This is a genomic window from Crenothrix sp., from assembly GCF_043729335.1.
GTDB lineage: Bacteria > Pseudomonadota > Gammaproteobacteria > Methylococcales > Methylomonadaceae > Crenothrix.
This window is the reverse complement of sequence record NZ_JAYTLQ010000010.1, coordinates 75,784-97,372: the sequence shown is the minus strand read 5'-3', so window position 1 is coordinate 97,372 and position 21,589 is coordinate 75,784. Positions and strand designations below refer to the sequence as shown.

The 21,589-nt window shown below is 43.2% G+C and carries 15 protein-coding genes; 3 read left to right on the top strand and 12 right to left on the bottom strand.

The window, feature by feature from the left end:
- Positions 1–37: 37 nt before the first annotated feature.
- Both ACHZC4_RS03365 and ACHZC4_RS03360 read right to left on the bottom strand, forming a co-directional pair.
- The gene (locus ACHZC4_RS03365) at positions 38–2,245 is read right to left on the bottom strand and encodes a CHASE2 domain-containing protein (RefSeq protein WP_394752373.1); all 2,208 of its coding nucleotides are present in this window, start codon (positions 2,243–2,245) and stop codon (positions 38–40) included.
- A 177-nt stretch (positions 2,246–2,422) separates the two neighbouring features.
- Positions 2,423–5,266 (bottom strand): EAL domain-containing protein, encoded by a 2,844-nt coding sequence (locus ACHZC4_RS03360; protein WP_394752372.1) that lies wholly within the window; start codon positions 5,264–5,266, stop codon positions 2,423–2,425.
- 550 nt (positions 5,267–5,816) lie between these two features.
- Here ACHZC4_RS03360 and ACHZC4_RS03355 point away from each other — a divergent pair.
- Genes ACHZC4_RS03355 through ACHZC4_RS03345 form a run of 3 tightly spaced genes read left to right on the top strand, consistent with a single transcriptional unit; the run spans position 5,817 to position 9,941 of the window.
- Positions 5,817–7,529: a proline--tRNA ligase gene (locus ACHZC4_RS03355; protein WP_394752371.1), complete on the top strand. Its 1,713-nt coding sequence runs from the start codon at positions 5,817–5,819 to the stop codon at positions 7,527–7,529.
- A gap of 47 nt (positions 7,530–7,576) precedes the next feature.
- The gene (locus ACHZC4_RS03350; protein ID WP_394752370.1) at positions 7,577–8,863 is read left to right on the top strand and encodes a nucleotide sugar dehydrogenase; all 1,287 of its coding nucleotides are present in this window, start codon (positions 7,577–7,579) and stop codon (positions 8,861–8,863) included.
- A gap of 49 nt (positions 8,864–8,912) precedes the next feature.
- Positions 8,913–9,941, top strand: coding sequence for an SDR family oxidoreductase (locus tag ACHZC4_RS03345; RefSeq protein WP_394752369.1), 1,029 nt, complete (start codon positions 8,913–8,915; stop codon positions 9,939–9,941).
- A 71-nt stretch (positions 9,942–10,012) separates the two neighbouring features.
- On the opposite strand, the gene ACHZC4_RS03340 is transcribed toward ACHZC4_RS03345, so the two are convergent.
- The 10 genes from ACHZC4_RS03340 to ACHZC4_RS03295 form a co-directional block, all read right to left on the bottom strand.
- Positions 10,013–11,302: a glycosyltransferase family 4 protein gene (locus ACHZC4_RS03340; protein ID WP_394752367.1), complete on the bottom strand. Its 1,290-nt coding sequence runs from the start codon at positions 11,300–11,302 to the stop codon at positions 10,013–10,015.
- A gap of 189 nt (positions 11,303–11,491) precedes the next feature.
- Positions 11,492–12,538: an EpsG family protein gene (locus ACHZC4_RS03335; protein WP_394752366.1), complete on the bottom strand. Its 1,047-nt coding sequence runs from the start codon at positions 12,536–12,538 to the stop codon at positions 11,492–11,494.
- Positions 12,532–14,493 (bottom strand): asparagine synthase (glutamine-hydrolyzing), encoded by a 1,962-nt coding sequence (gene asnB, locus ACHZC4_RS03330; protein ID WP_394752365.1) that lies wholly within the window; start codon positions 14,491–14,493, stop codon positions 12,532–12,534. Before asnB ends, ACHZC4_RS03335 begins: the two co-directional genes overlap by 7 nt.
- Before the next feature lie 83 nt (positions 14,494–14,576).
- Positions 14,577–14,876 carry a type II toxin-antitoxin system VapC family toxin gene (locus ACHZC4_RS03325; protein WP_394752364.1) on the bottom strand — a complete coding sequence of 100 codons (300 nt, stop codon included), beginning with the start codon at positions 14,874–14,876 and terminating at the stop codon, positions 14,577–14,579.
- Positions 14,876–15,097, bottom strand: coding sequence for a hypothetical protein (locus ACHZC4_RS03320; RefSeq protein ID WP_394752363.1), 222 nt, complete (start codon positions 15,095–15,097; stop codon positions 14,876–14,878). The genes ACHZC4_RS03325 and ACHZC4_RS03320 overlap by 1 nt, the downstream gene beginning before the upstream one ends.
- A gap of 298 nt (positions 15,098–15,395) precedes the next feature.
- Positions 15,396–16,493 carry a glycosyltransferase family 4 protein gene (locus tag ACHZC4_RS03315; protein WP_394752362.1) on the bottom strand — a complete coding sequence of 366 codons (1,098 nt, stop codon included), beginning with the start codon at positions 16,491–16,493 and terminating at the stop codon, positions 15,396–15,398.
- The gene (locus ACHZC4_RS03310; RefSeq protein WP_394752361.1) at positions 16,490–17,689 is read right to left on the bottom strand and encodes a glycosyltransferase; all 1,200 of its coding nucleotides are present in this window, start codon (positions 17,687–17,689) and stop codon (positions 16,490–16,492) included. Before ACHZC4_RS03310 ends, ACHZC4_RS03315 begins: the two co-directional genes overlap by 4 nt.
- Entirely contained in the window at positions 17,686–18,786 is a 1,101-nt protein-coding gene (locus ACHZC4_RS03305; protein ID WP_394752360.1) for a glycosyltransferase, read from the bottom strand. Before ACHZC4_RS03305 ends, ACHZC4_RS03310 begins: the two co-directional genes overlap by 4 nt.
- A 26-nt stretch (positions 18,787–18,812) precedes the next feature.
- The gene (locus tag ACHZC4_RS03300) at positions 18,813–19,790 is read right to left on the bottom strand and encodes a glycosyltransferase family 2 protein (RefSeq protein ID WP_394752359.1); all 978 of its coding nucleotides are present in this window, start codon (positions 19,788–19,790) and stop codon (positions 18,813–18,815) included.
- Between the two features lie 234 nt (positions 19,791–20,024).
- Positions 20,025–21,473 (bottom strand): flippase, encoded by a 1,449-nt coding sequence (locus tag ACHZC4_RS03295; protein WP_394752358.1) that lies wholly within the window; start codon positions 21,471–21,473, stop codon positions 20,025–20,027.
- Positions 21,474–21,589: the final 116 nt, after the last annotated feature.

Here is a 21,589-nt window from a genome sequence, read left to right as displayed (position 1 = left end):
TAATCCGATCTGTCAGCGGCTTATTTTTTTGCAACTGCTATTTGCCTTCAAAAATAACAATACCGTCCCATTCCAAGGGTGGTTTTTTTTGATAAGCCAAAGCCAGATTCAAATAAAACCGACTGGGGCCATCCTCGCCATACGCATTCAACAAAGTTTCAAAGCTAATGGCCGCTTCATCCCATTGTCCTTGTTGAAACGCCACCAAACCATAAGCGAATTGATGGCATATCTTGTTTTTAATAAGACTAACATCCGGGCCTATACCCACAATTTCCAAGAGTGCTAACGGCTCATCTTTACCCATTAAACGAAATAATCCCACTGGCCTTGACACAATAGTAGTTAAATTGGCAGCAAAAGGAGCTGATGCTAAAATTTTGGTACCTAAATATTTATTAGCGCCTTGAATACGTGAAGCAATATTTACCGTATCGCCAATAGCCCGATAATGACTGCCTTCACCCGCCTTCAGCTTACCTAGCGTCATATCGCCTTCATGTAAACCTATCCGCGTCGGTAGACGACCGACACGAGTGGTTTCATTAAACCGGTCTACCGCCACTCCCATTTCAAGTGCCGCCAAACACGCGGCCAGCCGTTGCGTTGCGGGAGGCGAATCGATCCACACCGCCATCATGGCATCACCGGTAACATCGGCAATAATGCCTTTGTGTGATGTCACAGGGTTGCTCAGTACCTGATAATAGTCGTTTAACAATTCCCACATTTCGTGGGGCGTATGCTCGGCGGCCACTGTGGTGTAGCCTTCAATATCGGTAGCAAGACATAAACCGTTAACATCACGTTCAAATGCCAAGGCCTCGGTACTTTTTTCAGCATACCATTGCCCAGGCGATGTAGGTATGAAGTGTATCCACTGGGGAAACACTTGACGGACAAAAGCCAGCAGCCGTTTTCTTTCATTCAATAAATCCCGGCGCGACCATAATAACGATAGCAACCAAGCTACCGGCAATTGAATTAATAACGGCACAGCGATCGGCAACCACAAGCCACTCCGTTTAAAAAGCCAGACCGCCAAGCCCACATACATACCACTCAGCAGCACACTTACTGCAATCCCTAAAAGGCCAGCAAACTGGGTAAGTAGCAAGCCTGCCAGCAAACCAAACACTACATACCATAATGCTTGTGGGCAAACCGATGTTATAAAGCGATTTTCAAGTAAATTGGCAAATTGCGTCGCCATAATTTCTACACCGGCTATTTTTCCGCTGCGTGTATTAGTAAAAGGCGTTTGAAAAAAATCAGTTTTACCGGATAAATAGTGTCGATTAGCCTTACCCACAAAAATGACTTTACCGTGTAAATTATTTATTTTCCCCTCATAAACATCAGCATAAGATTCCATTCTTAAGGTTTGCGGTGGCCCATAAAAATCCAGATAGCGGGTGTCCTCCAAACAAACGATATTATTAATAAGCTGTTCTAGTTGGGATTTTTTATCGGGATGTGAAGTTTTCTGCGAGTTAGGCAAGCATTGTCTACGCTGCTCAATTAACCAGGTAGAAAAGGGCATATTGGATAAGGCTACGCCTTTCAGCTCACCAGTTCTCTGCAAATAATACAACCACGCGACGACCGGCAAAGTCGGTGACTCTGCGAGCGCATCCAGAAAAATCCAGCCTTCCCGCACAATAGAATTGTCAGCATCGTTAGTCAGGTAAAACGGGGCATGATCCAATACAGACTGAGCCAGTTTAGCCGTAGGCACAATTTTACGCATGGCAATGAGTTGATCGGAAAGTGGTTTTTCTTGCCGGGTTTCCTTTTTAACAAAGGGCTCGCGGTTATCTTCAGAGCATTCATCCCAACCCTCAAAACCTTCATCGCCACGCAATAGTTTTTGCACGCAGTCGGTTACCAGGACATTGCCTGCTTTTCGTATGGCCGCTGCAAACATCCCATCGTGATTAGCATGTGGCGTTATAAACTGGAGATCAAAAATGATTAACGCCACCCCCTGATGCTGCAATTGCTGTATTAATTTGCTATGAAAGCCGCGCCAACGGGTTAAATCCTGCCCTACGCCTAGACGGATTTCTGAAGCTTCATCCATTGCCACCACCACGACTTCAGCCGGAGCTTGTCGTACGCCGCGAATTTTAAACAGGCTATCCAAGCCTACCGTTGTTTCTATACTGGCAAAGTAATCAACACCACTGCCTAGCAAAAAAGTGATGAGTGCGATGGTAATTGTTCGGAGTAAATGGAGTTTCATGGTTGGATTTTTTATCCAAGCTTGCATCCCTTACGATGATAACGTAGTTCATGCAACGGTTGTTTTTAATTATAAAAAACCAAAACTTATGGTATGCGTATTCATTAAAAATTTTAGCGGCTTGATGTGCAGGCAAAATCTGCTCCCATTCATCACAACAATCAAATCACTTGACTACTACAAATTAGACAAATATTTTTCCACAAAACGCACAGCCGAAAGCGGCCGACTAAAATGATAACCCTGAAACATTAAGCAGCCCTGTTTCTTTAAAACATCAAACTGATCTTCGTTTTCCACACCTTCAGCGATAACCCGTAACTTTAAATGCCTTGCCATACTAATAATAGTTTCAACGATGATGGCATCATTGGTGTCAGTTAAAATATCTCTGACAAAGCCACGATCTATTTTTAATACATCCAAGGGCAAACGTTTAAGATACGCTAACGATGAATAACCGGTACCAAAATCATCTATAGCAATAGAAACGCCCAGTTTTTTTAACGCTTTCATTTTATTGACCGTATCCTCAATATCCACAATCATCACACTTTCAGTCAATTCAATACCTAATAAACTCGGCGGAATCTGGCTATCACTGATAACAGCCTTAATCTGCTGGACAAAATCATGCTGCCTAAACTGCCGCGAACTCACATTGACCGATAAACGCGGCACTTTAATGCCCATCATCAACCATTCTTTAATCTGCTGACAGGTTTTCTTCAGCACCCATAAGCCAATATCCAGGATTAAACTGCTTTCTTCGGCGACGGAAATAAAATCTGCCGGCGATACAATGCCTTGGCCTATTTGTTCCCAGCGAATTAAAACTTCTGCACCCAGCATCACCCCATTACGATCAACTTGGGGCTGAAAAAACAGCATAAAACCTTCTTTCTCAATCGCAGTACGTAAATCTTGCTCCAGCTTTAAACGCTGATCCGCAGCTTCCTGCATACAAGGTTGAAAAAAACTGATGGCATTGCGGCCACCCGCCTTAGAGCGGTACATTGCGGTATCGGCCTGTTGCAAAATCATATCCGGACTTTCATCGCCTTCTGGAAACAGCGTAATTCCTATGCTGGTGGAAATTTGATGCTGGTAGTTATGCAGTAAAAACGGAGTATTGAGTTGTTTGCGAATTTTTTCTGAAACGGTACGTGCATGATCACTTACTTCGGATAGGTTTTCTGAATTGGCATGCAATAACACCACAAACTCATCACCGCCCAACCGGGCTGGCGTATCTTCTTCGCGCAGCACCGAAGATAACCGGTTAGCCACTTGAATCAACAGTTCATCACCGACCAAATGGCCTTGCGAGTCGTTCAGTAACTTGAAATGATCCAAATCCAAAAAGATAACCGCGCCAAATTGCTTATGTCGTCTGGCGATAGCAATTTCCTGCTCAAACCGATCCAATAACAAACGGCGATTGGGTAGGCCGGTTAGTGCATCATAAAAGGCCAGGCTATGGATTTTATCTTCAGCTTCTTTTTTCTGGGTAATATCTGAAAAAACCGAGACATAATGCGTCACTTCATCCTCTTTATTTTTAACGGCGGTAACAATCTGCCATTCTGGATAAATTTCGCCATTTTTGCGCCGATTCCATACTTCGCCCTCAAACATACCCACGGTTGTCAGTTGCTGCCAGAAGTTCTTGTAGAAGGCTAGGTCGTGGCGGCCGGATTTAAGCAGATTAGGATCTTGGCCCATCACTTGCGACAACGTAAAACCGGTAATATCAGTAAAGGCTTTATTCACCCGGATAATTCGGTTTTGGCTATCAGTAATCATGATGCCTTGCTGACTTTCAAAGGTAATCGCTGCTACTCTAAACTCTTCCTCAGCCAGTTTTTGTTTGGTGATATCAATCATTAAGCCATACAATTCGCTCACTACGCCATCGCTGACCACTTTAGTAAAAATATCACGTAACCAAACAATATCGCCATCAACCGTTATCATGCGGTATTCCAAATCGACATCACGCGGTTTTCTTTCTTCGGCACAAAAAGCCTGAACACGGTCTTTGTCATCCTCATGGATATGCTTCCACCAAAAATCAGGCTCGCTTTTCCAAAGACTGATGGGGTAGCCTAAAATCATTTCGGCTTCATCATTCACGTAAACAAATCTAAACGACACCGGATGGGCACGCCAGACAATAACCGATTGGGTTTGCACCAGTTTATTGAATTGTCTATCGCGGGATTTTAATTTGCGATTACTTTGCGTGAGCTCTTCGGTGCGCTCATCTACGGCAATTTTAATAGACTCGTCATACCCCGTTAGCACCAACAATACCACACTGATAAAACCAAGTAAAAACGCACCATCCAACAATAAATACTGCATATTTTTTTGCTGAAAATATAATGCCAAAGCCGTGGTTACCAAAAAGCACAGCACTAAAGGCAAGCCCAACGTAATAATGCGATCTTGCCAAATACGCTGATCCCTATCAAAAATAATAAACATTAAAGGGATAAAAACCAGTGCTCCCGTACAATCGGCTACCCAAGCCTTCAAAAATAGTGGAAAGATATCAGGCGATAAGATGACACCGGAAACATGCAGTGCAAAAACGGTCAACACGATTGGAACAAACGCTGCCACTGGGCCTGCCAGCACAAAAAACAAGGCTATGGATCGAAACGATACTAATGCGTAAGGGAATTGCATAAAGCGTCTAATTAGAATAGTGCCTAACCACGCCCTGAGCACCGCACAAGTGCAGACGCTACTTAATGCCATTAATTTTTGCGGCGAATCCCATAAACTCGTAAGATCAAAAATATGAAAATACAGCAAGATATTAGCAAGAAAAATGCCCGGAAGTACGCGGTATCCCCACAATAATACCGCCGCCAAGCCAATACCCGCAGGCGGCCAGATAATGCTGATGTAGGCTGGAGGTGGCGCAACCAACATCGCCAGCCAACCGGTCGCATAAAATAAGAATGTCGCTACAATGAATTGTCCGCTGTTTTTCAAAAAAATATTCTGCACAGTCACTTGACCAACTTACGATTACGGATGTGGGTATTTATTATTGTTAATTAACAAGAAAGCGTAGCCTGTTTGAAACAACGGCGGACAAAGATGGAAGTAATCACCTGTAATATTAAAGTATTACTTTGTTTGTAACTGTCTCTGTAATTGAATAGAACACAGATGACACTGATGAGACTGGGTTAAAAAACTATTCTTACATCCATGTTTACTCGTCAAACCCGTGTCATTTGTGTTCCATTTTCTCATTGCTGATGAGCCACCTTTGCTTTACATAAATCCACTGGCTATTTACACAACCAGCTTAATGGGTGACTGTAAATACACGCTGAATTATCATCAACTATAGACCAAATCTAACCATGACATGTATTTTGTAAATCTATCTTCAGCTGTAAGCATTCACTTCCCCCTTTGAAAAAATGGGATTGAGCAAGTACCTTCAGCGTACAATCAGTCTTTGGCTAGAATTACCGCGATCAAGATAACCAAAATCGTATTAACCCTGTAAAATACAATTCTCTTTTTTCACTTTCTCTGTTACAACATGCGCACTTCTCAATTCCCGCTTAATACCGTTAAAGAAATCCCCGCCGATGCGGTTGTAATCAGCCACCAGTTAATGCTTCGTGCCGGACTTATCCGCAAACTGGCGGCAGGTTTGTACACCTGGTTACCTTTAGGCCTACGAATACTGCGCAAAGTCGAAAAAATTACCCGCGAGGAAATGGAAAAAGTCGGAGGACTTGAAGTGTTAATGCCCGCTTTGCAACCTGCTGAACTCTGGCAGGAAACAGGTCGCTGGGAAAAATACGGTCCTGAGCTGGCACGTTTAAAAGATCGGCATGACCGCGATTTCTGCTTAGGCCCCACCCATGAAGAAATCATCACTGATCTCGCCCGTAACGAGCTCAAAAGCTACAAACAGCTGCCCATTACTTATTACCAAATACAAACCAAATTTCGCGATGAAATCCGCCCGCGCTTTGGCGTCATGCGTTCGCGTGAATTTATTATGAAAGATGCCTATTCTTTTCATCTGGACCAAGCCTCACTGCAAGACACTTACGATGCGATGCATAAGGCTTATACGACCATATTTAACCGTTTTGGCTTAATGTTTCGGGCAGTAGTTGCTGATTCCGGCTCAATTGGTGGCGCCATCTCCCATGAGTTTCATGTGCTGGCCGATTCTGGTGAAGATGCGATTGCTTTCTCAACAGCAGGTAGTTATGCGGCCAATATTGAAAAAGCCGAAGCAGTTATGCCAGAAGGCGTAAGAAATTCAGCCACGCAGGAATTGACTTTAATTGATACACCTAATCAGCGCAGTATTGAAGAAATCAGTGGCTTTTTGTCGGTTCCAACTAGTCAGTGCCTCAAAACATTGATTGTAAAAGGCGAAAATGGCGACTTGGTTGCGTTGCTATTGCGTGGCGATTATGAGCTCAATCCCATTAAAGCCGAAAAAATTGCGGGCATAGCCGTTCCGCTAACTTTTGCCAGTGATGCCGAAATTAGTGCTGCCTGTCAGTGCAAACCCGGCTCTATTGGCCCGGTGGGCTTAACCATACCCATTATTGCTGACCGCAGCGTTATGCTATTGTCCGACTTTGTTTGCGGTGCTAATCAAAACGGTAAACATTACACCCACGTTAACTGGGGACGAGATTTACCCTTACCTGCACACATAGAAGATCTACGTACCGTAGTAGCAGGTGACCCTAGCCCCGATGGACAAGGCACATTAACCATTGCGCGTGGCATAGAAGTCGGTCATATCTTCCAGCTAGGCAACAAGTACAGTGAAGCCATGAAAGCCGGTATTATCAATGAAGCCGGTAAACATCAAACCATGATTATGGGCTGTTACGGCATTGGTATTTCGCGTGTGGTTGCAGCAGCTATCGAACAAAATAATGACGAGCGCGGTATTATCTGGCCGACTGCCCTGGCACCGTTTCAAGTCGCATTGTGCCCGATGAACATGCACAAATCCGATCGATTAAAAGCAGCAGCCGAACAGTTGTATCAAGATTTATTAGCCGCAGGGTTTGAAGTGCTGTTTGATGACCGGAAAGTCCGCGCCGGTTTTATGTTTTCAGATATGGAATTGATCGGCATTCCACACTGCATTATTATTGGCGATCGCAGCCTTGATAATCAAACCGTTGAGTACAAATCCAGAACTTCAAAAGACAACGAGGAAATCCCGCTGAACGGGGTGATTAGTTTTTTACAGGCAAAACTGGCGCTCTAACCTTACTAGATTTATTCAAAAAATCGTAAAACACTCAGGAGACATCAATGGAACAATGTGTTGTTGCAGTCGTTGGACTAGGTTATGTGGGATTACCTTTAGCGGTCGAGTTTGGTAAGAAATTTGAAACGATAGGTTTTGATTTATCTACAAGCAAAATAGACAGCTATCGACGCTACTGCGATCCAACTGGCGAAGTGTCAAGTGAAGATTTACGCGCTGCGACCGGTTTACAGGTGGGCTCCGATCCTGCGGCATTAGCGAAAGCCGACTTTATTATTATTGCTGTGCCCACGCCTGTCGATAGCGGCCATCAGCCTGATTTTTCACCGTTAATTTCCTCATCGATTAGCGTTGGAAAATATTTAAAACCTGGCGCGATTGTTGTCTATGAATCAACGGTATACCCAGGAGCCACCGAAGAAGTGTGCATTCCCATACTGGAGCGCGAGTCAGGCTTAAAGTGGAAGACTGATTTTCATGTCGGTTACTCGCCAGAACGTGTTAATCCTGGCGATAAAGAGCGCACCATTACCAAAATCGTTAAGGTAGTTTCTGGCGATGATGACCAAACCCTGGATAAAGTTGCCCAGCTGTACAGCAGTGTTATTTCCGCAGGCGTACACAAAGCCAGTTCCATTAAAGTGGCGGAAGCGGCTAAAGTCATCGAAAACACCCAGCGCGATTTAAATATCGCCTTGATGAATGAATTAGCCATTATTTTTGACCGCATCGGCATCGATACCCTGGAAGTATTAAAAGCCGCTGGCACTAAATGGAATTTTTTACCGTTTCGACCCGGCTTAGTGGGCGGACATTGCATAGGCGTTGATCCGTATTACTTAACGCATAAAGCCGAGATGGAAGGTTATCATCCGCAAGTCATTTTGGCAGGTCGGCGCATTAATGACGGCATGGCAGCGTTTATTGCCAACCAGACCAGTAAACAGCTCATACGTGCTGGCTGCTGCATTCAAACCGCCAAAGTGATTGTATTGGGTTTAACGTTTAAAGAAAACTGCCCAGATTTACGCAATTCTAAAGTTGCCGATGTGGTATTCGAATTACAGCAATTTGGCTGGCATGTCTCAGTTCACGATCCGGTTGCGCCTGCATCTGAAGCAGCCCATGAATATGGTATTTCCTTGGTCGAATGGGACAACTTGCCCGAAGCCGATGCCATGGTGGCCGCTGTTTCCCATAGTGACTATTTAGCCTTATCGCAAACTGAATTGTTGGCAAAACTCAAACCTAGCGGTCTTTTTGTGGATGTTAAATCCGCTTACGATCCAGTTGCGATAACATCAGCCGGCTATAAATTATGGCGCTTATAAACATCAGCTCAATGCTTAATATTGTCTTGAAAATGACCTTAGGAATTTTATGTCACACATCCAAACAGCACTAGCACGTTTTACAGATAAGCCCGCGACGTGGTTAGTCACCGGTGTCGCTGGGTTTATCGGTTCCAATTTACTGGAAACCTTGCTCAATAATGGCCAACAGGTTATCGGGCTGGATAATTTTGCCACCGGCCACCAGCATAATTTAGATCAGGTTAAAGCCCTGGTAGCTGATGCGCAGTGGGCAAATTTTAAATTTATTGAAGGCGATATTCGTGATATCGCTATATGCCATCAAGCCTGCGCAGGCGTGGATTATGTCTTACATCAAGCCGCATTAGGCAGTGTTCCCCGTTCTTTAGAAGACCCTATTACTACCAATTCAAGTAATATCGATGGCTTTTTAAACATGTTAGTGGCAGCGCGTGATGCCAAAGTTAAGCGTTTTGTGTACGCGGCTTCATCGTCTACTTACGGCGACCATCCAGGCTTGCCCAAAGTAGAAGATAAAATCGGCAAGCCTTTATCACCTTATGCGGTAACCAAATACGTTAATGAGCTTTATGCCGAAGTGTTTGCACGCTGCTACGGTTTACAGCCTATTGGCTTGCGTTATTTTAATGTTTTTGGTCCGCGCCAAGATCCAGATGGTGCTTATGCGGCGGTAATCCCAAAATGGATTGCGGCCATGGTACGTGATGAAGCTGTATTTGTGAACGGCGATGGCGAGACCAGCCGGGATTTTTGTTTTATAGAAAATGTCGTGCAAGCCAATTTATTGGCGGCAACCACTGAAAATACAGAAGCAGTGAACCAAATCTACAATATTGCAGTCGGTGATCGCACCACACTTAATCAATTATTAACAACGCTTGCAGAAAACTTAGCGCCGCGATTTCAACATCTTAAAGAATTTAAACCCATATATCGGGATTTTCGTTCCGGCGATGTTCGGCATTCATTGGCGGATATCTCTAAGGCGCAAACTTTGCTAGGCTATAACCCAACTCATCATGTTGGAGAAGGTTTAACGAAAGCCCTGGATTGGTATTTACAAAACCTTAAATAACACACATAAACCCATCCCATCGCCTGGATTATATTTCAATTAATGGGGATGGTGGATTTAAGTCCTGCGCTTTATTGAGATAAGTTAGGACTATTCTCTCTTCTATCGGCTTTTCTTCTGTTTTCTACTGCAACTGTAATATTCTGGTTACGTCGCTCACCTCTGCGTTTAGATCTATTCAAAAATGGCCTGGCACGGTATGGCGTCTGAACGTTATAGATATTTTCAATAGTATTAATATAGCGATCGATAACAATTTGCTCGTTAAATTGATTTAATACTTTTTTACGGCCATTTAAACCCATCTCTAAACGTTCTGCCACCGGCAATAATACCATTTTTTCCATTTTAGCTTTAAGATCAATAACACTCCGGGGTTTACATAAAAAACCATTCACCCCATCATCAACCACTTCACGGCAACCAACGGCGTTAGTGGTAATAATAGGCTTGGCCACACTGGCGGCTTCTAGCAATGAGCGAGGGGTGCCTTCACGATAAGAAGGCAATACCACACAATCCGCCTGACGTAAAAAATCAATTACCGAATCACTAGCACCTAAATACTTAACAACGCCTTCATTTACCCAAGCCCGCATTTCTTCGGAGGAAATAGCCGATGAGTTTTTAGCATCCAAAAAGCCCAATAGCTGGCATTCAATATGAGGGTATTGTTTTTTTAATAATCGAGTCGCATCAATAAACTCAACAATACCCTTGTCTTTTAACATTCTGGCAACCAATAAAAATACGAAGGTACTATGCTGAAAAGAATCTTCTACTGGCGTAAAACGGTTTACATCAACGCCAGAGCCAGGAAGTAAATCTGTCAGCTCGGCTTTAACTAAACCCATATTTATAAAAAGAGCGAGATCATCTTTATTTTGGAAAAATATTTTAGCGGATTTCTTAAGTGATATTTTATAAAGCCCTTTTACGATTCTGGTTACTAGGTTTTCGGTGATAAATGCCGTGCCTAATCCTGAGACATTATTAATAATTGGAATATTTAATAATCCAGCTGCTAGCGCACCATAAATATTACATTTAGGCGTATAAGATAAAATACAACTAGGCTTTAATTTAAAAAAAAGCTTTGTTAGTTGAAATATTAATATGCTATCTTTAATGGGATGCGTGCCTTTATTATCCATGGGCATGGGGACGTATCGTATACCATGCGCCGCCAAACGCTCAGAATAATGATCAGGTGGCGCTACGGCAATAATGTCATACCCTAAACTTTTCAGATTTAACATTAAATTTAATCTAAAGTTAAACAAATACCAAGATGTATTAGCAATAACGAGTATTGGTTTGGATACGTTATTTTTTGAAGTATTTAAAAATTTATTAATCATTGATTACCAGCCATTGTATAGGTGAGTAGGCATAATGTATAGGTTCAGTTGCTAAATGTCTAAAATAAAGATTAAATGTATGCTAGCGCTCGACATTATCTCCAGCACAGATAATTTAACGCTATATAAGGATCAGGTGGTATAAGGAATAATAAATATTTTCTAGCGTATTGAAAAATACATCCCTCTTTAATCTACCAGCCAGTGAATAATCAAGTTGTTATAAGGAAGAAATGCAAAAGCAGTATTCGCATAATTTAACCACCAGAATAAAATAATCAGATGTAACCCAACAATGGCTAAAGAAAGCTTCGTTGTATGTTGGCGACCGAACACAAGCGGTAAAGAACCATAAACTATCATTTGTATGGGTGATAAATATAACGCCAGCCGATCAATTCCAGTAGAGGAAACACCCACTCCAAAAACACTCGCGATACTTAAAACAGACAACATAGGCAAAAAATCACTTTCTCCAAATTTAGCTTTCCATTTACGGCTTAATAGTAAATAAATTGCCGCAGGGATGGCATTCAACAAGACATGCATCAAAGCGCCGGATGAAACAATATTATCCTCCAGATAAGTCTGGTTATACTTTGCATACGCATCAGTAGTACTTAAAATAGGATACATTGCAATTGCACCAAGGCTTAATAAACTTACTCTAAACCACACAGGCATTTTAACGCTTTGCTGCACAAAAATTAACGACATCAATGCGCTATAATGGAAAAGAATTGCAACAAGTGAAAAAAATAATTTAATCACCAAGCCTTTCCGCCAGCTGGCCATTAAATGAAAAACCAAGCCGATTGCAGCGGATTGTCTTACACCACTCATTGCAACAGCAATTACCAAATAAGGAGTTACACTGATTAAAGCAAGCCAGGGAAGTGGGGTTCTCTTTGCAAATTGGATAAGCCCAGAGACAAAAATAATAGCGACAATAAAATTGACCCAGTAAACCCCGGCATCCATTTGTGCCAATACCCAATTAAGGGCGGCAAAGCCAGATTCGGTATACAACAAAGCATTTTGAAAAGATAAGCTGGCAATATTATCATACATCTCAGCATAAGCTACTCGATCAGCTCCAACCTCATATCGTAGACCTATAAATATCAGATAAACAAAGCCAACTATGAATAGCCCCATGTTGAGATCTTTGCGTTTACGTATACCTGCAAACGAAAGCAAAGTCGGTATGCCTATCAATATCCAATAACCTAGCACGCCTGCTCACCTTCCAGCCAAGCTTGAAACATTAATATGTTCCAAAGCAAAATTTGCCAATTATGTTTACCCGACAGATGCTCTTGCCAAAGCTGGCGTACAAAAGACACATTAAAAAAACCTTCTTCCCGCAAGCGCGTTTCATGCAATAAGCCTTCTGCCCATTCTCGCAGCGATCCGCGTAGCCACTGCCCTAGCGGTATGCCAAACCCCGCTTTGGGTCGTTCTATAAGTTGTTTTGGCACATATTGGTATAACACTTGTCTTAACAGCCATTTCGTCTGGCCTTCATGGAACTTCATCGATAAAGGCAGTGACCAGGCCAATTCAATAACGTTATGATCTAAAAAGGGTACACGTGTTTCTAAACTCACCGCCATGGCCGCACGGTCTACCTTAACCAAAATATCATCGGTTAAATAGGTCATGCTATCCATATACATCATGTGTAACTTGGCATCGGTAAATGACATACCTAGCCCCGTTCTGGCCAGCCAGCTGGCAGGCTCTTTTGCGTGAATAAGCGCATGTTCTGGATGGGAAATTTCCGACACCAAACTATAATACAGGTCTTCAACACGATCAGAAGTTTCTAGTCTAGAGGCCATTTTCTCCAATTTCTGCCCCATATTATTAGGCAATGCAACTATTTTACTCAACTGCTTGAAGACGCCTTCCCATGTTTCGGGCGCAACCTTATTGATAATGCGGCCTGTCGTTTGCCTAACGCCAAACGGTATTTTGGAAACTTTATGCCATTGATCAGCTAACAGATAACGATTGTAACCACAAAACAATTCATCGCCGGCATCTCCAGATAAGGATACGGTGACGTGTTTACGCGCCATCTGTGCCACCAAAAAGGTAGGAATTTGTGAAGAATCAGCAAAAGGCTCATCAAACATATTTGCAAGCTTGGGAATTACTTGAATAGAATCATCCGAGGATACATAAAGCTCAGTATGTTCTGTGCCAAGATGCTGAGCGACAGCCTTGGCATATTCGGCTTCGTTATAACCGGCTTCTGTAAAACCAATTGAAAACGTCTTAACCGGCCGATTGGACTGCGCTTGCATCAAGGCAACAATAGTCGATGAATCGATGCCACCTGACAAAAATGCCCCTAATGGCACATCTGCCATCATTTGCAAGCCAATCGACTGTTTCAGTTGTGCATCTAAAGCCACAATCGCATCGCTATCTGGACCTACAAAAGGCTGTGCAAGTCCCTTTTCAACAGCATCTTTTAAACACCAATAAGGCTTAGGCGTTATTAAAGATAGGTGATTCGCATTCTGGGTGAGCGGAAGCTGAAGAAAAGTACCAGGCAATAACTTCTTAATACCCTTATAAATTGAATATGGAGCTGGAATACAACAATGTCTGAGATAAAGACACATCACATCCCTGTCAATTTCACCGACAAAATCAGGGTGGGCTTTAAGGGCTTTTAACTCAGAAGCAAACATAAAGGTATTATTTTGAAAGCCATAATACAACGGCTTTTCACCCATGCGATCCCGCGCCAAGGTCAATATTTTTTCTTGTCTATCCCATAAGGCAATAGCAAACATGCCCACTGTTTTTTGCAGCGTTGTTTCAATATCCCAGCTTTCAAATGCAGCTAATAAAGTTTCCGTATCTGAATGGCCACGCCATTGCCCGACATTTATTTTGTCTAACTCTTCGCGTAAGCTGAGGTGGTTGTAAATCTCACCATTAAAGACCAATACATAACGACCGGAAGTCGACAGCATAGGTTGATGGCCTGCGGGAGAAAGATCAACAATTGCCAAGCGTCTATGCGCAAGAGCAACACCAGAACTTTCATCCACCCATACGCCAGCATCATCAGGACCACGATGGATAATACGCTGTGCCATTTGTTCTGCGACAGCATACGCCGTGTCAGTAGAAAAATGCGTTGTCTGCCAAAAACCTGTTAATCCACACATTATTTATTATCTATACAGTAAACTTTCAGGGGAGTGATATTACTCAAGATGTGGTGAGAATACATTCATTGTACGGATACTCGCTAAAGCACATTGATGACAAGTGCTTCAATGCCTAGACGCTTGAAGTCATCAATGTTGTTGGTGGCGATTCCAAAACCATGAACCAATGCCGTGGCAGCAATAATCGCATCGGGCATTTTTATTTTGTGATGTTGCCGTAATACAATTGTTTTATCTACGACACTCTGAACCAACCCAAAAACATTAGCATGGCTGATAAATGCTTGCGCTTTTTGGTAGAGATGCTCACCAATCCGCCCATCATTGGTGAGGCCGTTGAAATAGTAAATGACAATGTTGGTATCAATTAGATATTGCATCAATTCCATCCATCGCGAACATTTGCTAGATAAGCATCACAGACTTGTTTGGATTGTTTTCCAATACCAAAAAAAGCCCTAGGATTAAATGTTGTTGTGGGATATTGCGGCTCTTGAGTAAGAATAATAACTCTGGCATGAACTTTATTGAGATTTTTATAGTTCTCTGGGATACGTAATAAATTATTTTCTATATCGGCTTCAAATTCAATGGCGTACATGGTTATTTCCTTTATTTGTTTTGTAACGGCAAATTGATATGTCCAATATATCACCGGACAAGATATACATTCCAATAAACCTGAAATAGCTCAGGCAATAGGCGGCTTGTTCGGCAACGCTCCCTGTGTCTCTACTTTCTAGCATCCGTGCGAGCACCGTGAAAACTGCCTTACGGCTTTGTTTTACGAAGGCAACGGTACTAACGCAGCGTGGTGGGCAACACCTACAAGTGCAGCAAAACCACGAAATACCTGTATGCTTTGAATTTTAGATTTAGCCATTTTATCTGTTCTAAAGTTAAAGGTGCACTGGTTTAAATACCTGAGTTTCCGAAGCATCTAATAATAACTGCGACATAATTGGCGCAGCCACCTGAAGGCAATATTGGCGCTCGACCTTTTCCCTGCCTGCCAAGCCCATCCTTTTACGAAGCTCTGCATCGGCTAGTAACGTTTGCAAAGCTTCTTGCCACTGCTCAAGGGTTTCGGCTAAAAAGCCATTTACGCCATGTTCCACAATCTGGCAATTTACACCTACCGGAGAGGCTATTACGGGCAGCCCACAGGCCATGTACTGAATGAGCTTATAACCACATTTACCACGCGCAAATGCTTCATCCTCAAGCGGCATAATGCCAATATCAAAACGGGCAATGGAAGCTACCTCAGTTTTCTCTGTCCATTGTACGGATTCCATAGGCAAACCGAGCGACTGCGCATCGATACCAACCGCAATAAAACGTGCTTTCCTAGACGATGAAATAGACTTAAAAAGCTGCCTATAGGGTGTCAGAAAGGATGCTGTGCTACGCTGCCCAATCCAACCGACGCAGGGGGTCGTCATAGGTGTCTCAGTTACGGACTTTTGGCTATGCGCCGGGTAACGTTCCAAATCTATTACCGTCGGTACAATCTCAACATGCTTAGCTCCAGACTGCCTGGCAAAATCAGCCAGATAATCATTACCTGCTATAATTAGGGCAGCTCCGCGTATTAATGAAGGATGTTTATTGCCCAGTAAAGATTTAACTATTGGATTATGATGCTGGTCGTAACAGTGAAAAACGGCATCGTCGTAGTCTAGGATATACGGAATACTGACTGGCAGTAGCAAGTTTTCCAAACCTAAAGGCACCCAGGGCAAAAGCTCTTTTTCTATCCACAACAAGTCAAATTGCTTGCTGGTGATTAATTCACGAATACGATGAACATAAGCCCGCCCCACTAAAGCAAGGTTTTTACGGCCAGCTTGTATTCCGGCCACATACTCATCTGAAAAAAGCGGAGACATGACTACATGAATACCCGTATTTTCCAGCCAAGGCAAATACTGGTAAAAACGCATTCGGCTACTGGCTCCTGAAAAACCATAACGGCTAAGCACCAAACACTTCATTCAGCCGTTACCATTTGCCTATAAACCTCAGCATACCGCTTAATCCCTTCATCAAGAGAAAAGTGCCGTTGAGCCGCAGCTCTACAACGGGAAGATGTACTAGGTTCAGCCGCAAGATCAATCAATATTTTTAAACCGGCTGCCATTACTGCTTCATCAAATGAGTTGAGCGCCACACCGACTCTTTCTCCTTCCAGCACTCCTGCCATATCACCCACACCGGCATTCCCTAAGCAAGGAATACCGCACCCCAAAAACTCGGCCAATTTGGTAGGCGCTGATGCCTGCTTGGAAAAAACTGGTTTAATAAAGAAAACGCCTGCATCCATTCGCGCCATTTGCCGGGGCACTTCATCATGGGTGACCGAAATCAGCTCTACAGCTTTATCAGGAATACCAGCAGCGGCGAGCCGCGCACGAATATAAGAGTGTTCGCCTCGGTTAATAATCAAAAAACTTGCGTTAGACTTTATGCGCAATAATTGCGCAAAGCAGGCTACCGCCTCATCAAACAGATACCAAGTGCCAGCCGAACCGACATAGCCCAGTACAAAACCATTCCTATCTTGCTCATATGGCATAGGCTTAAAACGCTCTAAATCGGCACAGGTTGGGATGACTGTAACAGGGGGCATTTTTTCTTGTAGGTAAGGAAATTTCTGTAGTTCATATACCGCTGCCTGGGTGAGGGATACCACATGATCTGCTCTCAGTAGAAAGCAACGCTCAAACCATTTGGCAACTTTAAACAGACGGCCACTCCGTGGCCATAATCCACCATCAACCCGCTCGTCTGCCCAAAAACCACGCATATCAAACAGATACTTCACGCCCGTTAGACGCTTAAGCGCCAGCGTCATAACTGAGGGTACATAGCTGCGCGCATGTACAATACGCAAACGATAACGCAACACCAGCCATAACCCTAACAATATGCCACAGCTAATATCCCAGGCAGTGGCTAGGGCTGAAAGGCGCTTATGATAGCGTAATGGATGCCATACGATGCCTGACTCGGAAATATCTTTGGCAATGTGCTGGCGCTGAACCTCGTTCTCCCAATCTTCTGCTTTTTCAAAACTGATAAGGTGAATGCAACGCTCTGGTGCTAAACGCTTGAGATAAGCCAACACCTGAGATTGGCCTAATGGTTCCAACATGCCATCATAGGAAATATAGAGTAAACTTATTTTCATGTGCTTAAACCACTGTCACCAAAAAAAAGTTTTTCATAGTGATCCACTGCTTTGTCTATTGAAAAATCTTGTGCACGCATTTTAAGTAAAAGCGGGTCATGGTGAGTACCAAGGGATTTTTCAATAGCAAGCGCCAATGCAGTCGCATCACCTACCGGCACTAATAGGCCAAATTGCCCACCACATAAAATCTCGCGCGGCCCTGAGGGACAATCCGTACTGACTACAGGCGTACCGGCTGCCAGCGCTTCAATAATTACCGTCGGCAAACCCTCTCCGACGGAAGACAACACATGTAAATCTGCGTGATGATAATAAGGTGAAGGATCTTTAACAAAACCTGGCATGAATAGCCGATCTGCAATACCTAATTTTTGAGCTTGGGCTTCAAGTGCGGCACGGCATTGACCTTCTCCCAAAATTAGCAAGCGTATATTGATACGCTGTTTTAACTGTGCAATGGCATTTAAAAGCATTGAATAGTCCTTAATAGGTTTAAGCGTACCCACCGCTAGCAGTTTGTAATGCATCCCCTCGCACCATTCCTTTGGAGTTACTGCTTTTTCCTGTAGCGAAACTGCATTACCCACTACGGGATTGTAAATGACGGTAATACCGCTTCGATCTAAATTGGCGAAGCTGGCAAGATCATCTGCTGAGCCATTTGAAACAACGACAATACCCGCTGCCTTGGGGAAAAAATAATGCATAGTAGTCCGTACTTGCCAATGCACAAAGGGTGAACTTACAATTTCTCCGCCCGACCATGTAGCATGCTCAGCCACGATAACTTGAGTTTTAACGCAAGCCAGGCTTTTGGCCCATAATGCAATAACAGTAAGAGGCCACATACAAGCCAGCAATATACTAGGGCGATTTTCACGCAAATATGCCACCAAGGGTAAAGCAGTATTACGTAACCGCTTTACCTTTAAATCAATAATGCGGACATCCGGGCTAAGATCAGTCAGTAATTCACCGAAGGAAGACAGCAATACCATATCTACTGCATAACCTCGCTGAGCAAAGTTATTGGCTAAGTTAATGGCTACCCGCTCAGCACCGCCACCCCTTAAGTCTGGCAGAAAAATTGCCATACGACAGTCTGTAGAACGCAGATTTATCATCGAAATAAAACATCCTTAGCAAAGCTCTTTAACCCTTCAAAGTGACAATACCCATCGGCTCTATAAAACTTCAGCGCAGAAAAAAACCTGGGAATTATTGGCTTCAACAGTAACGCCTTTCGATTTTCGTTAGCGTTTATCTTAATTTTAATTCGGGTCTGACTGTTTTTAATAGCTGAGTAAAAGGTTTCCAAAAACAAAGGAGGAGATTGTTCAAGTCGCTCTTCATAAACCCTTAACTGTAAAATACGGTTTTCACAGGCCATAACCGGATCCTGCTTAATATTTTTGAGGGCAAACAACCGACGTTGTAATGTAAGAGGCGATGCTTTTAATAAATTACCCGTTATCCAGCCGGAGGTATTTGTATTATGTCGTCGGTAATATTGAAGAGGATTTGGTAGTACCTCTCTACATCCATAAGACAAACCAAGAAGATGGAGCCACCCATCATGCGTGTGTGTAGCTGAGGGCACTGGCAATAATGCTGGCGCAATAGAGTTACGGTAAGCGCTACAGCAACCTGTTATAAATTCCTCTGCACAAAGTCCAGCTGTGTATGTTTGCCCCAAAATTGTTAATCCGGCAGGATTAAGGTATTCATCAGTTATTTCTGCATCATTAATGATTACCCATACATTTGATTTAGCTTGAAAAATATTACAAACAAATTCAATTTTATTAGAAAACCAAAAGTCATCCTGATCACTTAAAAAAACTAGCTCGCCAGTACAATGGCTCATTGCACGGCTAAAATTTTCTACATACCCTAGCTTTGTCTGATTTTTAAAAACTCGGACATTGAATGGCGCAATAGCTGCAAAGTTTTCAATTATTTGCAAAGTCGTATCAGTAGAGCCGTCATCGCACACGACCAACTCGTCGGGTTGCCGGGTTTGGGCGAGAAAACTATCAAGCTGCTCTTGTAGATATTTAGCGCCGTTATACGTAGCCATTGCAATGGATAAACCCATACTCATCGCCCCCCTTTTGTATCATTACAGTTGAAAATTCTCGATTTGACGAGATAAATATAATTGCAAGATCGCCCCTATAAGCTTGCCACTTAACTACTTTGGAGGTTAAAAGCGCCTGACTTAATGAATTACTATTTCCAATAGTGGCGTTCTTTTTATACATATCTGCACAAGTACCTGGGCATACGCAAGCAAGTGGTTCGGAAAAGCCAGCATTTTTAAAGGCATGGTTTAATGAGTACACGGCTTAAATCGAGTAAATATAAATGTCTTCATAAATGATGTTGTTTCTCGCCATCCTAATAGGGTTGTAACTAACAAATAAACGGAGACTAGTGCCAACCAGTCTGGCTGGCCAAAACTGGCTTGAGTTGTAATCCAAAATGCTGCCTCCAACAAAAGCACTGGTACTAATAACAGGTGAAATGATTGTTTTAATATCCCAGCTAATCCTGCCAGAAGCGCAAAATCTATAAAAACACGTAAAGAAAATGCCATTGCAGCTCCGACTAGACCGACATTGCTCAAGCCCAAATAAAGTAAGCCAAAATAAGGCAGCACTTCCATTAAATGGCATTTGGCGACAAGATCAGGCCGGCCGCGTGCTTGCAACTGAGCATAAGGAATACCTGCGAGGCTGTTGAACCAGAAGCCTAGCAGAATAACTTGACCTACTCGCGCTGACTCTTGGGCAAACGCAGGGCTTATCCACCATCCCAAAAAAGGTTCCATTAACAAAATACCCGCTGCTACCAGAGGTGTCATAACGGTTACAAGTACCCGCAATCCATTATTTGCAAGCCTTTGTTCTTCCTCAAAGCCAACCGCCGCAAACCTTGGAAACAAGGCTGAATTAAGTGCGCTCGAAATAAGTACGCTACGCTCGCTTAATTGAAAAGGAACAGTATAAATAGTCACGTCCTTTGCACTGGACATAGCACCAATAATAAATCTATCAAGGATAACCATCATGGGTGAAACAAATGAAGACAATGTTACCCAACCTCCAAAACGTAGTAACTGACCTGCCTGAGCCTTGGCAAATGTAGGTGTGTAATCTCGGAATACGTGTTGCCAACAGCGCCAAAACAGTATTAAAAGTGTGAGCAGCCTAGTACATAATGCAGCTGGCAGAAGTACGCCAAGATCAGCACCTAAAAGCATTGCAGCAGCAAGCGGCAAGATTTGAAAAAGTATCGTACCGAATACTGAAACCACGTTCAGCTCAAAAAAACGCTCGCGTCCTTGAAGAGCCCCACTTAACACGCCTGATAGTGTTGCCATGGGTACAGCCAGTATCAGCCAAGGGACAGCAGCTTGTACTTCCGGGCGTAATGCTTCATCAATTTTAAAAATATGCGCGAAGAAATAGCTGGCGACTGGCCAGATCAATACCCCCCCCCCAACACCAAGCCCCATATTTAATATAAGCGCTGTCCAGAATGTCTTTGCGCGTTCTCCGTCTGTGCTGTCCCGTAGCGCAGCTATACGCTGCGCCGTGGCCCGCCCCAAGCCAAGATCAAACAAACCAAAATAGCCGAGAAGCAACCAGACAATCGCCAAAACGCCATAGCGTGCTTCACCAATCAAGCTAAGGTAGATTGGGGTGGTAAAAAGCGATACGGCTAGCGGAAGGATTGATCCCAGCAGATTGTAGGTAGTGTTACGTTTAATACTCAAGTTGAAGCCCTAAAACACATTACAATTGATATTAAAAAATGTTTTTGCACTAATCAGATCCTGCATTAATCTTGTAAAAATTATTTATCTGGGACACTACTTTATAAAAAGAAAAA

Bases quoted from the DNA above. Each gene is read 5' to 3' on its own strand.
- ACHZC4_RS03365 (WP_394752373.1), bottom strand. From the start codon at position 2,245: ATGAAACTCCATTTACTCCGAACAATTACCATCGCACTCATCACTTTT.
- ACHZC4_RS03355 (WP_394752371.1), top strand. From the start codon at position 5,817: ATGCGCACTTCTCAATTCCCGCTTAATACCGTTAAAGAAATCCCCGCC.
- ACHZC4_RS03350 (WP_394752370.1), top strand. From the start codon at position 7,577: ATGGAACAATGTGTTGTTGCAGTCGTTGGACTAGGTTATGTGGGATTA.
- ACHZC4_RS03345 (WP_394752369.1), top strand. From the start codon at position 8,913: ATGTCACACATCCAAACAGCACTAGCACGTTTTACAGATAAGCCCGCG.
- ACHZC4_RS03340 (WP_394752367.1), bottom strand. From the start codon at position 11,302: ATGATTAATAAATTTTTAAATACTTCAAAAAATAACGTATCCAAACCA.
- asnB (WP_394752365.1), bottom strand. From the start codon at position 14,493: ATGTGTGGATTAACAGGTTTTTGGCAGACAACGCATTTTTCTACTGAC.
- ACHZC4_RS03325 (WP_394752364.1), bottom strand. From the start codon at position 14,876: ATGCAATATCTAATTGATACCAACATTGTCATTTACTATTTCAACGGC.
- ACHZC4_RS03320 (WP_394752363.1), bottom strand. From the start codon at position 15,097: ATGTACGCCATTGAATTTGAAGCCGATATAGAAAATAATTTATTACGT.
- ACHZC4_RS03315 (WP_394752362.1), bottom strand. From the start codon at position 16,493: ATGAAGTGTTTGGTGCTTAGCCGTTATGGTTTTTCAGGAGCCAGTAGC.
- ACHZC4_RS03310 (WP_394752361.1), bottom strand. From the start codon at position 17,689: ATGAAAATAAGTTTACTCTATATTTCCTATGATGGCATGTTGGAACCA.
- ACHZC4_RS03305 (WP_394752360.1), bottom strand. From the start codon at position 18,786: ATGGCAATTTTTCTGCCAGACTTAAGGGGTGGCGGTGCTGAGCGGGTA.
- ACHZC4_RS03300 (WP_394752359.1), bottom strand. From the start codon at position 19,790: ATGGGTTTATCCATTGCAATGGCTACGTATAACGGCGCTAAATATCTA.